The sequence below is a fragment of the Sinorhizobium sp. RAC02 genome (assembly GCF_001713395.1).
Taxonomy (GTDB): Bacteria; Pseudomonadota; Alphaproteobacteria; order Rhizobiales; family Rhizobiaceae; genus Shinella.
Window position 1 is genome coordinate 1,629,906 of record NZ_CP016452.1, and the last position, 15,358, is coordinate 1,645,263.

The 15,358-nt window shown below is 63.3% G+C and carries 13 protein-coding genes; 4 read left to right on the plus strand and 9 right to left on the minus strand.

The genetic code is table 11. From position 1 onward, the window contains the following. Nucleotides 1-129: 129 nt before the first annotated feature. Nucleotides 130-1,242 (plus strand): aminotransferase class I/II-fold pyridoxal phosphate-dependent enzyme, encoded by a 1,113-nt coding sequence (locus tag BSY16_RS28590; protein WP_069063139.1) that lies wholly within the window; start codon nt 130-132, stop codon nt 1,240-1,242. Between the two features lie 38 nt (nt 1,243-1,280). Here the strand turns inward: BSY16_RS28590 and BSY16_RS28595 are convergent, their stop codons facing one another. The 8 genes from BSY16_RS28595 to BSY16_RS28630 form a co-directional block, all read right to left on the minus strand. After that, a complete protein-coding gene (locus BSY16_RS28595) occupies nt 1,281-2,102 on the minus strand; it encodes a helix-turn-helix transcriptional regulator (protein WP_069063140.1) in 822 nt (273 codons plus the stop codon). 123 nt (nt 2,103-2,225) lie between these two features. Further along, nucleotides 2,226-3,461 (minus strand): cysteine desulfurase-like protein, encoded by a 1,236-nt coding sequence (locus tag BSY16_RS28600; RefSeq protein ID WP_069063141.1) that lies wholly within the window; start codon nt 3,459-3,461, stop codon nt 2,226-2,228. A gap of 127 nt (nt 3,462-3,588) precedes the next feature. After that, on the minus strand, nt 3,589-5,133 hold the full coding sequence (locus BSY16_RS28605) for an ABC transporter substrate-binding protein (protein WP_069063142.1): 1,545 nt from the start codon (nt 5,131-5,133) through the stop codon (nt 3,589-3,591). Between the two features lie 33 nt (nt 5,134-5,166). Next, nucleotides 5,167-6,018: a hydrolase gene (locus BSY16_RS28610; protein ID WP_069063143.1), complete on the minus strand. Its 852-nt coding sequence runs from the start codon at nt 6,016-6,018 to the stop codon at nt 5,167-5,169. 22 nt (nt 6,019-6,040) lie between these two features. Beyond that, nucleotides 6,041-7,723, minus strand: coding sequence for an ABC transporter ATP-binding protein (locus BSY16_RS28615; protein WP_069063144.1), 1,683 nt, complete (start codon nt 7,721-7,723; stop codon nt 6,041-6,043). Nucleotides 7,724-7,727: 4 nt separating this feature from the next. Next, on the minus strand, nt 7,728-8,540 hold the full coding sequence (locus BSY16_RS28620) for an ABC transporter permease (RefSeq protein WP_502696036.1): 813 nt from the start codon (nt 8,538-8,540) through the stop codon (nt 7,728-7,730). A 17-nt stretch (nt 8,541-8,557) separates the two neighbouring features. Next, a complete protein-coding gene (locus tag BSY16_RS28625) occupies nt 8,558-9,499 on the minus strand; it encodes an ABC transporter permease (protein WP_069063145.1) in 942 nt (313 codons plus the stop codon). After that, complete coding sequence (locus tag BSY16_RS28630) at nt 9,481-10,665, minus strand: C45 family autoproteolytic acyltransferase/hydrolase (protein WP_069063146.1); 1,185 nt, start codon at nt 10,663-10,665, stop codon at nt 9,481-9,483. The genes BSY16_RS28625 and BSY16_RS28630 overlap by 19 nt, the downstream gene beginning before the upstream one ends. Nucleotides 10,666-10,799: 134 nt before the next feature. On the opposite strand from BSY16_RS28630, the gene BSY16_RS28635 reads away from it, so the two are divergent. Continuing rightward, nucleotides 10,800-11,717, plus strand: a complete 918-nt coding sequence (locus tag BSY16_RS28635; RefSeq protein WP_069063147.1) for a GntR family transcriptional regulator — start codon at nt 10,800-10,802, stop codon at nt 11,715-11,717. 12 nt (nt 11,718-11,729) lie between these two features. Here BSY16_RS28635 and BSY16_RS28640 read toward each other — a convergent pair whose 3' ends face one another. Next, nucleotides 11,730-12,293 (minus strand): TetR/AcrR family transcriptional regulator, encoded by a 564-nt coding sequence (locus tag BSY16_RS28640; RefSeq protein ID WP_069063148.1) that lies wholly within the window; start codon nt 12,291-12,293, stop codon nt 11,730-11,732. Nucleotides 12,294-12,393: 100 nt separating this feature from the next. Between BSY16_RS28640 and BSY16_RS28645 the strand changes: the two genes are divergently transcribed. Together BSY16_RS28645 and uxuA are read left to right on the plus strand one after the other, a co-directional pair. Beyond that, nucleotides 12,394-13,869: an MFS transporter gene (locus BSY16_RS28645; RefSeq protein WP_069063149.1), complete on the plus strand. Its 1,476-nt coding sequence runs from the start codon at nt 12,394-12,396 to the stop codon at nt 13,867-13,869. A gap of 194 nt (nt 13,870-14,063) precedes the next feature. Next, on the plus strand, nt 14,064-15,284 hold the full coding sequence (gene uxuA, locus BSY16_RS28650) for a mannonate dehydratase (RefSeq protein ID WP_069063150.1): 1,221 nt from the start codon (nt 14,064-14,066) through the stop codon (nt 15,282-15,284). Nucleotides 15,285-15,358: the final 74 nt, after the last annotated feature.

Below are 15,358 nucleotides of genomic sequence, written 5' to 3' on the forward strand. Positions count from 1 at the left end.
GAACGATGCGCCGGCAAGCATGGGGAGGAAATCCACCCAAGGGATGATGGCAGCCATCACCCTCGGGGTGGATAGAATGTGACGCGCGGTTGATCTAGCCCTGTCCTATACAGGCCAGAGGAGAGCCCCATGAAATATGTCCGCATGCCCATCGAGCTGGAATCGCCCGAACAGCTTGGCTACGACACGATCCATTACAACCTGTCGGAAAGTTCGGTCGCCGACCGGCGCCTGGGTGAGCTCAACCTCAAGCTGGATGACATCCTGCTGTGCTACGGCGACCACCGCGGCGCGCCGGACCTGCGCGCGCAGATCGCCGGCACTGGGGAAGGCCTCGCGGCCGACGACGTGCTCGTCACAGCGGGCGCTGCGGGCGCGCTCTTCATCATCGCGACCTCGATGCTCGACGCAGGCGACCACATCGTCGTGGTACGGCCGAACTATGCCACGAACCTCGAAACGCCGCGCACCATCGGCGCCGACATGAGCATCGTCGATCTCACCTTCGAGACCGGCTACCGGCTCGACCTCGCGGCGATCGAGGCGGCGATCCGGCCGGAAACGAAATACGTTTCCGTCACCTATCCGCACAACCCGACCGGCGTGATGATTTCCGAGGACGAACTGAAGGCGCTGGTCGCCCTCGTCGAACGCAAGGGCACGCGTCTCCTCTTCGACGAGACCTATCGGGAGATGACTTCGGGCGCGATGCTTCCGGTCGCGGCAAGCCTTTCGCATCGGGTGATCAGCGTCTCTTCGCTCTCCAAGACCTATGGCATTCCTGGTATCCGCATCGGCTGGCTGATTACGCGCGACACGGCACTGATGGAAACCTTCCTTGCTGCCCGCGAACAGATCGGCATTTCCGGCAGCATGGTCGACGAGTACATCGCCTATGTCGCGCTCAGCCAGCGCACGGAATGGCTTGCCTTCAACAATGCCCGCATCGCCAGCGCCTTCGCCATCGTCAAGGACTGGATCGCTTCCGAACCGCTCGTCGAATGGATCGAGCCGTCGGGCGGCTGCGTCTGTTTCCCGCGCATCGTGCCGTCAGCGAATATCGACCTCGCCGGCTTCCATGACAGCCTCTACGGCCGCCACCAGGCCTATGTCGGCCGCGGCAGCTGGTTCGAGCAGAGCGATCGGCATTTCCGCATCGGCTATGCCTGGCCGACGGAAGACGAACTGCGCAAGGGCCTCGCCGCCATCTCCGCCGCCATCCGCGAAAACCTCAAGGCTTGAACGACGGTGGGGGGCGAACCCGGTTCGCCCCCTTCGCCTCAAAGATTGAGGCTGCGCAGGAATGTGGAGAACAGCTCCTGCTGCGTGGACAGGTTGAGCTTGGCATAGAGTTTTTGGCGATGCGTCTTCACTGTCGCGATCGAAATGCCGAGGTGATAGCTGATCGACTCGCTGGAATGCCCCTTGAGGATCAGGAGGGCCACTTCGCGCTCCCGCGGGCTTAAAAGGTCGCGGCCGAAATCGTTGAAGAGATGGTCGATCGGGCGGGCCTGCGGAGGGGTTTCTCCGCGCGAAAGATGGCCCCAGAGCCGCCGGAAGACCGCGGCAATCATCGGATGCGCCTCGCGCAGCCGGGCGACGGCCGCCGCGTCGAAGCCACCTTCACTGCGGATGCGCGACAGGCTGATCTCCGCCATTTCGCCGCCCGGCAGATCCATGGCGATCAGCAGTTCCTCCATGCCCTCCGGCCAGCCATGGGTACGGTATCCCAGCTCCTCATCCTCATGGCGGCGAATGTCGAGGCCGCGATAGAGGTCGGACCCGAGATAGTCGTCGGGCGCGAGATCCCGCATCAGGTAGATGCCCGCCGGCAGGCCGGCGAGATAGGCATTGTAAAACGGATTGAGCAGATAGGTGCCGGCGATGAAGAGCTGGACTGCCCGCTTCGCCCGCTGGCCGGAGAATGTGTCGAAGACGTAGCTCGGGCCGCCATTCTTGCGATGAACCACCGACAAAGCCAGCTGGAAGCGTGCAACCGAGCCGATGGCCGCCAGAAGCGCCGCAACGCCGTCAGGCTGGTCGTAGCGGTCGAGCGCGTGTGCAAAGGGCTCGATCCAACTGGCGGCGGCGGTTTCGGTCATGAGTCCATCTGATATTTCCCCGAAGGAAAACGGCTGCTTACTGCATAATTTTAAAGCGTTACAGCGACCTTTGCGCGTTATGAATGTCGCGCGGCGCTGTAACACCCCTTACGACAGCCAACCTCACGCGACAAGCTTGTCGATCGCCGCAAGCGTCCGCTCGATCTCATCGGCGGTGTTGTAGTGGGCGATACCGATGCGGACCACGCCTTCCTCCTCGGACAGGCCGAGATGGCGGGCCGGTTCCAGCGCGTAATTGTGGCCGGACCAGATATTGATGTCCTCAGCCGCCAGCGCATCGGCGAAACGATGGGTCGAGATACGGTCATGCGTAAACGAGAGCGTCGGCACGCGATGGGCGAAGAGGTTGGGATTGGCAATGCCAGCCAGCCGCACGCCCGGCAGCGCCGTCAGCCCGCCGATCAGCCGCCGGGTCAGGCCCGCCTCATAGGCGTCAAAGGCCTGATAGGCGCCCGCCATCCGCTCGCGCCGCGTGCCTGAACTCCCCGTCATCTCGCCTGCCCAGGCGAGATAGTCGATCGTCGCGGTGAGGCCGGCGAGAAGCTCGGTCTGCGGCGTGCCGGTACAGAAGCGGTCTGGAATGTCGTCGCTCTGGCAGCGCACGCGGTGCGGCGGCAGCGAGCGCAACAGCGCCTCGCGTCCCCAGAGCACGCCGAGATGCGGGCCGAAGAATTTATAGGATGAGCAGACGAGGAAATCGCAGCCGATCGCCTGCACGTCCGGCAGGCGATGCGGCGCAAGCTGCACCGCGTCGATCCAGACAAGCGCACCCGCCGCCCGCGCCACGGCCGTCAGCGCGGCAACGTCGTTGATGCTGCCGGTCATGTTCGAGGCATAGTTGAGGGCGAGGAATTTTGTCCGCGGCGTCAGGAGGGCGGTGAGATCTTCTGGCTCGATGCGCCAGGTTTCCTTGTTGAACGGCAGCCATTTCACAACAAGACCATAAGCTTCTGCCATCGAGAGCCAGGGCGAGACATTGCCTTCATGGTCCATGCGCGTGACGATGATTTCGTCACCGGGCGCAAAGGTCTGGCCGATGACCCGCCCCATCTGGAAGGCCAGCGTCGTCATGTTCGGGCCGATGACGATTTCCTGCCAGGAGTTGGCATTGACGAATTCCGCCGCCGCCTCATGCGCCGCGCGCCAGACCGCATCCGCCCGCTGCGAGGCGGCAAACCGTCCGCCGAGATTGGACGATGCCGTCGCCATGGCCTCGGCTACGGCATCGATGACCACCTTCGGAACGAGCGTTCCGGCCGGGTTGTCGAGAAAGGCGGTGCTGGAATTCTCCAATGCGGGGAAGGAGGCGCGGATCAACTCGATGGGATAGGCGGTCATAGGGGCCTCTTTGCAGAATGCTGTTGTTGCATCTTTGTGCAGCCTTCTGCAAAGCGTCGCTATCCTCCTAGAAGATGAGGGCGAAACGGCCTGCCGGGCCATCCCGCCCCCACCCGTACGATAGGGCTCAGTTCTTCTTTACGCCCCAGGCCCGTTCCTTGTCGGCAGCCCAGACGTCGAAGCCTTCGATCTTGGCGCCGACGGCCGCAACAACCGGTTCGTAGTAGAGACCAAAGATCGGCAGGTCCTTTGCCATCAGGGCGTGGATTTCCTTGAAGACGGCCTTGCGAGCCTCGAAATCCGTGGTCTTGGTCGACTTGATGTAGAGTTCCCAGGCTTCGGGATTGTCCCATTGCGCTGTCGGCTCGACATCCTTGTCGCCCATGATGACGCCGTAAAACTGCGAGGGATCAAGGCGGGCGGAATAGCCGAAGGACTGCATCTGGAATTTCCCGGCCAGATAGTTGTCGAGCTGCGCTGCCCAATCCAGCACTTCCAGTTCCGCATTAATGCCGGCGGTCGCCAGCATGGCCTGCACCAGAATGCTGTTCTCATACATGCCCTGGTAGCGGGTATTGGACTGGATCTTGATCACTTCGCCCTTGTAGCCGGCCTCGGCGAGCAGCGCCTTGGCGGCTTCCGGATCGTATTCCGGCCACTTCAAAAAGTCCTCGTCGAAATAGGCGCTCGCCTGCGGCACACCGGAGGGATTGAACTCCGAGAGACCCGCCGTGCGCGCGGCCGCGATCTGCTTGAAATCGACCGCGTGGGCGATCGCCTGGCGCAGCTTGACGTTCGACATCAGTGGATCGGTCGTCTGGATCAGCATCGGCGTCAGCGAAAGCCCGGCCGTCGTCAGAACCTGGAGACCACGCGACTCGGCGTCCTCGATGCGCTGGGATTCGAAGTTCGGCAGCACATCGACCTCACCCGCAAAGAGCGCAGTTTCGGCGGCAGACGTATCCGGGATGATCATGAACTTGGCTTCATCGACCAGCGCCGTGCGGTCGCCGGCATATCCGCTCGCCCTTTCCTTCGAGGGCTTGTAGCCGTCATATTTTTCCAGCGTGATGTACTGGCCCTTCACCCATTCCTTCAGCTTGAAGGAGCCGCTGCCGATTGCGGTATCGGCGATCCACTTGCCGTCCGGGCCGGCATTCTTCGGGCTGGCGACCCAGCCGTTGCACTGGATGTTGGCAAGCTGGGCAAGAAACAGCGCGCTCGGCTCGTTGATGCGGAAGACCACGGTGCGTGGATCGGGCGTTTCCACGGCCTCCACCTTCAGGCCCTGCGACCCGTCGAAGAAGGCATTGCAGAACCACTCGACGCCGGTGGCAACGCGGCGGTCCCAGTTCCATTTGACATCCGCCGAGGTGACTGGATCACCGTTGTGGAAGGTCGCACCCTCGCGGATCGTGAAGGTGTAGGTCTTGCCGTCATCCGAAACAGTCCAGGCTTCGGCAAGTGCCGGGCCGATACTCAGATCGGCGCGAAAGCCCACCAGTGTTTCGAAAATGTGGTGCAGCACGGTGTCGGTGTTGGCATCGCGGTCGATGCCCTCCGTGCCGCGAATATCGGCATTGATGCGGATGTTGAGCGTTGCGGCCTCGGCCGCGGCGCCAAACAGCAGGCCCGCTGCCAGCGCCGTCGAAATCAGGAATGTGCGCTTCATGGTGATCTCCGATTGTTCCCCGCTTTGTTATCGTCAGGAGCGCTCGCGGATTGCGCCCAGCGTTTCTGCAAAAAAGTCCTTCACCTTGCCGATAAGCTCATGATCGTCATGGGTGATGCCCGGCACGATGTCGTGACGCACCTGAATGCCGTGCTGCTCGAAGCTCTGTTTCAGGGAGCGCATGCGGTCGTTGCGGTTGGCACCGGCGCGGTCGGCGCCCGGCATGTACCAGGCGTCGTCCGGAGTGATGGTGATTTCCCAGGTTTCGAGATCATCGCCGCCGATCACCATCTGCACCGCGACCTTGCGGATCGCCTCCAGATCGACCGGCTTGCCGAAGACCTTTTCGAAATCGCGCACGCCGACCCAGAAGTCGTGGTCGAAATCGAGCAGCGTCACGACGCCCGGCGCACCAATCGAGGCGGCGAGCAGGCGTTCGGGGTGGAGATAGAGGAACCGATGGGTGAAATGCCCGCCGCCAGAGAAGCCGTACATCATCACCCGGTCGCCCTCGATGCGGTATTTCTCCTGCATCTCGGCGATCATATCGAGTATGATCGCATCATAGTGCAGGTCCCCAGCCCGCAGCATCTTGTAGGACGAAAGATCACCGGGAAAGCAGATGTTCGTCGGGAACAGCGGGCACAGGATGATGACGCCATTGGCCTCGGCGAAATCGGCAAAGGCATCCCGGTAGGCCTGCATGCCGCGCTCGGTGCCGTGGACGATCACCGCCAGCGGATAGGTCTTGTCGCCGTCCTCCTCGTAGTCATTGGGAACATAGGCGCAATAGGCAAAGCGCTGGTCGAGCCGCGAGGCATAGACGGTCGTATGGCCGAAATCATAGTAGGAAAGTTTCTGGCCGTGACCGCTGACATTACGCATGAATAGTCTCCTCTCCGATCATTCACAAAACTGCCGCGCTCGGCAGGATGGGGTGCTTAACCACGCTGGACGAAGCGCCTGCGAACGTCCGGTCGAGCAGCATGGCCGCGTCGAGAAGGCGGCGTGTATAGGCGTGTCGCGGGCGGTCAAAAATCTCGTCGCGCGTGCCGATCTCGACGATGCGGCCGTTCTCCATCACCGCCACGCGATCGGCCACCTGCTCCACGGCGCCAAGATCGTGCGAGACGAACAGGCAGGCGAAACCGTAGCGCGCCTGCAGGTCGCGAAAGAGTTTCAGGATCTGCTTCTGGACCGTCATGTCGAGCGCGGACACCGGCTCGTCGGCGACCAGGAAGGCCGGGCGACTGACGATGGCCCGGGCGATCGCGACGCGCTGGCGCTGGCCACCGGAAAGCTGGTGGGGGAAGCGCTGCGCGAATTCCGGCGCAAGCCCCACTTCGGCAAATACTTCCTCCACCCGGGCCTGCCGCTGCCGAGCATCCAGTCGTGGGTCGAGCTTCAACGGCTCGCCGACGATATCGGCGATGCGTTGGCGCGGATCGAGGGAGGAATAGGGATCCTGGAAGACGATCTGGATCTGCTGTCGTAACGCACGGCTTGCCGCATCGTGCCCAAAGGCCAGAGGGGTGCCGCGGAAGGCCATCGCGCCCGCGGACGGCGTGACGAGCCCGACGATCGCCCGGCCAAGCGTCGTCTTGCCGGACCCGGAAGCCCCGACCAACGCCAGCGTCTCGCCACGGTTGATCGTCAGGTCGACGCCCTGCACGGCGCGTTTGCCCGCCGCCCTGCCGAAGAGTTTCGGCCGGCCCGGATAATCGATGACGATGTCCTTGAGCGTGATCAGCGGCTCGGCGGACGCGCTCACCGAACGGCCACCGCCGGCGCTGCGGCGCGGCAGGGCGTCGACGAGGCGCCTGGTATAGTCATGTTTCGGCGCATGCAGCACTTGGGCAGCCTCGCCCTGCTCGACCGCGCTGCCCTTGTGCATGACGACGACGTTGCGCACGTAGTGCGAGACCATGCCAAGATCGTGGCTGATCAACAGGACGGCGGTTTCGTTCTCCTGCGTCAGTTCCACCATTAGGTCGAGCACGTCGCGCTGGATCAGCGTATCGAGCGCCGTCGTCGGCTCGTCGGCAATCAGAAGTACGGGCTTCAGCAGCATGACCGAGGCCAGCATGATGCGCTGGCGCATGCCGCCGGAGAACTCATGCGGATACGCGGCAAGGCAGCGGGCCGGGTCCTGGATGCCGATGCGCTCCAGCATGGCGAGACTTCGGTCGCGGATTTCGTGCCTGCCGAGCTTGTGGTGCAGCGCCAACCCCTCGGCCATCTGCCTCCCGATGGTCATGGCCGGGTTGAGCGAGACCATCGGCTCCTGGAATACCATGCCGATCTTGGCGCCGCGGATTTCGCGCAACCCGGCTGGCGGCAACGTGGTGAGGTCGGTTCCACGAAAACGGATGCGGCTTTCCGGCGTCGGTTCGAAAGGCGGCGGCAGGAGGCCGAGCACGGAGCGTGCCGCCATGGTCTTGCCGGAGCCGGATTCGCCGACGAGCGCCAGCATTTCGCCGGCCGGCAGCGTAAAGTTCAGGTTATCGACCACAACATGGCCGTTTGGCCCCATGCGGACGGAGAGGTTCTCGACGGCGAGAACGGGCGCAGTTTCGTTCGCAACAGCCATCGGTTCAATCCTGCATCTTCGGGTCGAGCCAGTCGCGCACCGCATCGCCGAGAAGGTTCACGCCGAGCAGCGTGATCGAGATGCAAAGGCCGGGCAGAATGATGATGTGCGGCGCCTGGTTGATATAGGGACGGCCGGTGGAGAGCATATTGCCCCAGCTCGGGGCCGGCGGCGGCACGCCGAGGCCGAGGAAGGAAAGCGCACTTTCCGAGAGCACGACCCAGCCGAACATCGTCGTCGCCAGCACCATGATCGGCGCCAGACAATTGGGCAGCACATGCCGCAGCATGGTGACGATGCCGCTGTTGCCCATGACCCGCGAGGCCTCGACATATTCCCGCTCACGGATCGACAGGACCGTGCCACGCACGACACGCACGGCGACCGGCATGTAGGCGATGCCGAGGGCGATGATGATACCGTTGCGACTGGCACCGAACACGGCCATGAAGCCAAGCGCCAGCAGAAGGGCGGGAAAGGCAAGCAGCGCATCGTTGACCATCATCAGGATGCGGTCCGTCCAGCCACGCAGGAAGCCGGCGAGGACACCGACGATCGTGCCGAAGACGATGGCGAAGACGACCGTGGCAAAGGCGATCCAGGCGCTGGTCCGCGCGCCGTACATCAGCCGGCTCAGCATGTCGCGGCCGAACTCGTCGGCGCCGAGCAGGTGCGCCGACGATGGCCCCTTCAACCGGGCGAGCAGGTCGAGCTTCAGCGGATCGTAGGGCGCAAGCCAGGGGCCGAACACCGCGATAAGAACCAGAAGGCCGACGAAAACAATGCCGATCTGGCCGTTGAATCGCATGGCAGGAATGCCGAGCGCCCGCGCAATCATGCCGTCACCCTTGGATCGAGAAGCGGATAGAGGAGATCGACCAGAAGGTTGACCAGCACATAGAGGAAAGCGGTGAACAGCATGCAGCCCTGCACGACGGGATAGTCGCGGGCATAGATGCCATCCACCATCAGACGGCCGATGCCGGGAATGGTGAAAACCATCTCGATGACGGCGATGTTGGCAAGCAGGCTGCCGAGAACGAGGCCGATCAGCGTCATGGTGGGTGCAAAGGCGTTCTTGAACGCGTGCCGCCACATGACGGTCGCTTCCGACAGTCCCTTCGCCCGCGCATGGGTGATGTATTCCAGCCGCGTCACCTCGATGGTACTCGCCCGTGCCATGCGGGTGATCGAGCCGGACTCCACCAGAACCAGCGTCACCACCGGCAGGATGATGAAGAGCAGTGCGCTACTGAAATCACGGCTGAACGGCACGTAGCCGACCACGGGCAGCCAGCCGAGTTGCAGGCCGAAGATCAGCAGCAGCATCAGCCCGAGCCAGAAGCTGGGGATGGAAAGAAGCAGCGTCGAGGTCGCGATGACCGCGATGTCGCCGGCGCGGTTCTGCCGCCAGGCGGCGAACATGCCGGCCGGCACGGCAATCACCGTCGCGAAGAAGACGGCGACGACAACGATGGTCGCCGAAACCGAGAAACGCTCCAGCATCAAAGGCAGGACCGGCTGGCGCGTCGAGATTGACTGGCCGAAATCGCCGGTCAGCACATTACCGAGCCAGTAGAAATATTGCAGCACGATCGGCTGGTCGAAGCCCATTTCGTGCCGCAAGGCTTCCAACTGGCCCGGCTGGGCGAGATCGCCCAGCATCAGTGCTGCCGGATCACCGGGGATCATCCGCATCAGCGCGAAAACGGCGATGGAGACAAGAAACAGCGTCGGGATCGCCGTGGCGATCCGGGTCAGGATGAAGCGGACCATCGTTTCCCTCCCCCAAGCGTTTCACTGGCAGCGCCGGCCGCCCGAACCAAAGCGTCCTCGTCCATCGCCAGTTCGTAACGCGTGAACGTGCGGTTGATCGCCGGCAGCGGCGCGATTTCCATCACGCCCTTCGCCGGTTCGCAGACGATCATCGCGACCGTCGCCGACAGGTTGCCGCCATCCTTGGCAAGCGGCGCGCGGCAAACACAGAATGGGGCGCCGAAATCATCGAAGAACGCGCGTTTCAGATCATCCGCACCAAGTTTGCCGCCGTTTTCCTGCAAGACCTTCAGCACGCGATGATCGCGATAGAGGCTGTCCGGCACGTTGGCGAGGCCGGTTTCCTTCAGCTTCGAAAGCGCGATAGCGCTCTGCCAATGGTTGGCGTGCACGATCATCCCGCCCTGCGGATGGATCGGGAAGGCTTCGTCGGGCGCGCATTCCAGATCGACCGCGTAGCCTTCCGCGGTGCTCAGCATCATGTTGTTCGAACCGGATTTCGGCGTGATGGCGACGACGCGCAGCGCCATGGCGAAATGCCGTGCCTCCAGCGCCCGGCGACGGATGAAGGGCAGCGGAATGCCCATCTCCCGGTAGTCGCGGTCGCTTTCCAGATAGTTGGCCGTGATGGTGATGCCGGCGGAATTGAAGCCGCTGCGCGCAAGACCGCCGGCCTCGGTAAAGGTGAGGATATCGGGTCCGTCGTCGCGCAGGATGCGCAGCACGACCGAGGTGTCGGCGCATTCCGCGCGCCAGTCCCAGTTCTGGCCATGGATGACGGTGCCATCCCGCGTCACCTCCGGCAGGAGCGCGGCGCCGGTGCAGCCGTCCGGCTCGTCATCGGCAACGCCTGCTTCGAGCCTGGCAAGCTGCAGCACCTCGGTGCGCGCATTGACCAGGACGATGGCCGACAGGCCGATGCCTGCTCCCTCGGCAATGCCTTCCATTTCCGTCACCAGATCCGGTGCCCAGTCGCGGATACGCGGCAGGAAGAGGGTAACGAGCCTTTCGATATTGGCGTCGTCGAAGCCGAGACGGTGGAGCTGCTCGGTATAGAGGCCGGCGGAGAGGCGGATGCGTTCCCGCGCCTTCTCGCCGTACATCCGGCCACGCTCCCGCGGCACGCCACTGATCTCGATAAGGGGAAAGGGGGTGATCTCTGCCATATGCCTGTGCCTTGATGTCCGTCTTAGATTGCAGCGTAATGCATTTTGTATAAATGAAAAGCACTAATTTCGGGAAATTATGAGATCGCGTTGCGTTGTGTTATCGCTATAATGCGAACAGAGATGAGGATGACATGGACTATTCGGACGCCGACCCCTCGGACGGCCCCAGCACCTTGCAGCTCGATCTGGCCCGCCGGATCATCGACAGGATCCGTGATGCGGGTTTGAGCGTCGGCACCCGCGTGTCGGCGCCGGAACTCGCGCGGATCTTCGGCGTATCGCGCTCACCGATTACCGGCGCGCTCGACCTGCTCGTGGAAAAGGGTGTGCTCCAGCCGATGGAAACACGGGGGCTTCGCGTCGCGCGCGACGTCTCGACGCTCAACCTGAGCGAAATCCTGCCGAATTCACCGATCGAGGATCTCTACCGGCAAATGCTGCGCGAGCGGGCTCAGGGCGCGCTGCCGCAGGATGTTTCGGAAGCCGAACTCATGCCGCGCTACGGCGTGTCGCGCGGCATCGTTCGCAAGCTCTTGATGCGCTTTGCCGCCGAAGGCCTGGCGCAACGCCTGCCCGGCCACGGCTGGCGCTTCGTCGATACGCTGGTCGGCGAGGAGGCTTACCGCGAAAGCTACGAATTCCGCGCCATCGTCGAATGTTCGGCACTGCGCACACCGAATTTCAAGGTGGACAAGGACATAGCCGGGCAGATTCGCCGCGCGCATGAACGCATCCTCAGCGACCCCGCCAGCCGCTCGGGCAGCGACGAATGGTTCCGCGTCAACGCCTTCTTCCATGAAAACCTGGCTGGTTTTTCAGGCAACCGCTTCCTGACCGATTCGGTGCGCCACCAGAACAACCTGCGCCGCATGCAGGAATCCGCCGCCTTCTTCGAACTGCCCGCCGAACGCATCGAGCAATCCTGTCGCGAGCACCTCGCCATCCTCGACGCGGTGGAGAACGCTGATCTTGAATGGGCCGAAGCCCTGCTGCGCCAGCACCTGAAGCAGGCTCTGGAATATGGAGGCGGGCGCGACGACAATGGCTGACGGTCAGCGCACCTAGAGCGGCGCCTTGTCCTTCCCCTCGCCCGCGAGTGCGAGCATGTCGGAAAACAACGCTGCCCACTGGGCCTGCGTCAGGTCGATGAGACCGAAGGCCTTCAGCAGAAAGGCTCCCTCGCCTGCGAGAAAGGCAAGAGCCGCCTTCCTGTCGGCTTCGTTCTCCATGTCCAGCCCCTCCAGGCGTTGGGTGTACCAGACCCGGGTGGAAGCCACTTGATCCGGACTTTGCAGAAGCGCCGTCATCATGGCTGCAGAGCGGGAATGTTCGGCCTCATCGCTGTCGCGGCTTGCTGCCAGATGCCCGCGGATGATGGCGCGCGGCGACCGGTCGCTGCCCGCATGCGCCGTCACTTCAGCCTCGAAGCCGTTACCCCAGCGCTCGATCATCGCCCGGATCAGATTTTCCTTCGTGCCGAAGCAATATTGCACGCCGCCCTTGGTGATGCCGGCGGCGCGCGCCACGGCCTCGAAGGACAGGCCGGCAGCGCCGCTTTCCACCACGATGCTCTCTGCGGCATCCAGAACCTTGTCGCGATCAATGCTGCGCGGTCGTCCCGCCATTTTGCCTCTTCCATTTCAATACGATCGTATTTATATAGCTGCCCGAGCGCAGGGCAACCGTAAAAGCCATGCGAAGGATCAAAACCCAAGGATTACATCTATGTCTCGCGGTAAACGCTGGCTCGTTCTCGCCGTCGTCTCCAGTGCCCTGTTCCTGATCGTCATCGACATGACGGTGCTATACACGGCCCTGCCCGTCCTGACGCAGGCTCTATCGGCGAATGCATCCCAAAAGCTTTGGATCGTCAACGCTTATCCCCTTGTCGTGGCCGGCCTTTTGCCGGGGCTCGGCACGCTTGGCGACCGGCTCGGCCACAAGCAGATGTTCATGGCGGGCCTCGTCGTGTTCGGCGCGGCTTCCATCGGTGCCGCCTTCGCGCCGTCGCCCGCGCTGTTGATCGCGGCGCGTGCGGTTCTGGCCATCGGCGCGGCCATGATGATGCCGGCAACGCTGTCGCTTATCCGGCTGACCTTCATCGATGAACGGGAACGCGCCCTTGCGATCGGCATCTGGGCGGCCGTCGCGTCGGGCGGAGCGGCACTCGGCCCTGTCGTCGGCGGGCTGTTGCTCGAATACTTCTGGTGGGGTTCGGTTTTTCTCATCAATGTACCGGTGGTGCTGGTTGCGCTCGCCGCAAGCGGAGTGCTGCTGACCCGACGCCCCGGCGACAAGAGCCGCCCGTGGGATCTTCTCGGCTCGATTCAGGTGATGATCGGCCTCGTGGGCATTACCTACGCCATCAAGGAAGCCGGCCGGCGTGATCCCTCCTGGGAGACGGCAGGCCTTACTCTTGTTGTCGGCCTCGTCGCCATGGCCCTGTTCATCCGCCGCCAGCGCGGCAGTGCCGCGCCGCTGATCGATTTTTCGCTGTTTGCCAATCCGCGCTTTTCCGCTGGCGTGGCAACGGCGCTTGTCGCCTCGGCGGCGCTGATCGGCGTGGAGTTGGTTTTCAGCCAGCGGCTGCAACTTGTTCTGAGCTATTCCCCGCTCGAGGCCGGTCTCCTCATCCTGCCTATCCCCATCGCGTCCTTCTTCGCCGGACCGCTGACCGGGCTGGCGCTGCCGCGTCTCGGTGGCGAACGCGTACTGTGGGCCTCCCTTCTGCTGACAGGCCTCGCGCTCGCCGTGTTCCTTGCCATTCACAATGGGCCGACAGTATTCTGGCTCGCTGCACTCGCGGTGATGGGCTTCGGTGTCGGCGCATCCATGACGGCCGCATCCACAGTGATCATGCTCTCCGCCCCCGAGGAACGGGCCGGCATGGCCGCGTCCGTGGAGGAAGTATCCTTCGAACTCGGCGGCGCGCTCGGCATCGCATTGCTGGGCAGCCTGATGTCCGCCCTATATTCACGCTCGATGATCCTGCCCGCAGGAACCGAACACGCCACGCAGGCGCGCGACAGCCTGGACGAAGCCCTGATGCTCGCCGACCGGCTCGACCCCGGACAGGCTGACCGGATCATCACGCTCGCCCGCAGTGCATTCGACTCTGCTTTTGTCGGGGTGGTCTTCGCAGCGGCTCTGTTGCTGGTCAGCGTCTCTCTCATCGTTCGCTGGAAGACTTCAACACGGTAGCGTATCCGAGAGAAGAAGGCCGAAACCCGCGCCACAGGCATCTGGCAATGCTTCTATTCATGTGACCACGCTCTCCCGAGGCCGTTTCAGCATTCGGGAAATGCATGAGCGTCGCGCTTTCATGCACACTTGCATACTAGTAAACCAAATGCTAGAGCTGCGAACATATTGCAAGCGTTCGACAGGGGAATGATATGCGTCAGGCGTGGCGGTGGTTTGGTCCGAAGGACCTCGTCTCAACCGACGATATGCGGCAGGCGGGCGTCGAGGCGGTCGTGTCGGCGCTCCATCATGTGCCGACCGGCTCGGTGTGGACGCCTGTGGAGATCGCCGAGCGCCAGCGCGTCATCGGGCTGATGTCGGACGGTGCGCCTTCAGGGCTTGCCTGGGAAGTCGTCGAAAGTCTTCCGGTGTCGGAAGATATCAAGAAGCGGATAGGCGACTGGAAGGCACATATCGCCGCCTGGAAGGAGAGCATGACGAACCTCGCCCGGGCCGGGATTGAGGTCATCTGCTACAACTTCATGCCGGTCCTCGACTGGACCCGTACCGATCTGGCGTATCGCCTGCCCTCCGGTGCGACCTGCATGCGTTTCGACGTCGTCGATTTCGCTGCCTTCGATATCCACATCCTCGCCCGGCCCGGCGCTGCGGAGAGCTTCCCCGCCGCCGTCGTCGAGGAGGCCGCCCGGCGTTTCGCGGAAATGGATGACAATCGCCGCAGCCAGCTTGCCGGCAATGTCGTCTTCGGCCTGCCGGGGGCTGCTGAATCCTTCACGCTCGAGGACGTAAGCGCGCATCTGGCCGTATACGACACCATCAGCGAGGACCGCCTTCGGGCGCACCTGATCGATTTCCTCGCCGAAGTGGCGCCGCTTGCCGAGGAACTTGGCGTACGGCTTTGCTGCCACCCGGACGATCCACCATTCCCGCTTCTGGGCCTTCCGCGCATCATGTCGACCGAGGCGGATTATAGTCGGGTCATGAAAGCGGTCGACCTGCCGGCAAACGGCATCACGCTGTGCACCGGGTCACTCGGGGCACGGCACGACAACGATCTGCCGGGCATGATGAAGCGGCTGGGCAGCCGCGTGCACTTCCTGCATCTGCGCAATGTCCTCCTCGAAACGCCGCATTTCGGCGGTTCCTTCCACGAAGCGGGGCATCTCGAAGGCGGCACGGACATGGTAGCCATGATCGGTGCGATCCTTGCCGAAGAGCGAGCCCGAAAGGCCGCCGGCCGGGCTGACTGGGAAATTCCGATGCGACCAGACCACGGGCAGGACATTCTCGACGACTTGAAGCGGAAGGCGCAGCCGGGATATCCGGCGATTGGGCGCCTGAAGGGGCTGGCCGAACTTCGCGGCATCATGACCGCGCTGGATCACCCGTCCACACGCGGTGTGGCTACGTGAGGCTTTCGGCGGCAGCAACGCCCTTGGTGGGCCATCCGGCACGCTGGCCGAGCTATCGGCCCGAGCAAACCGGG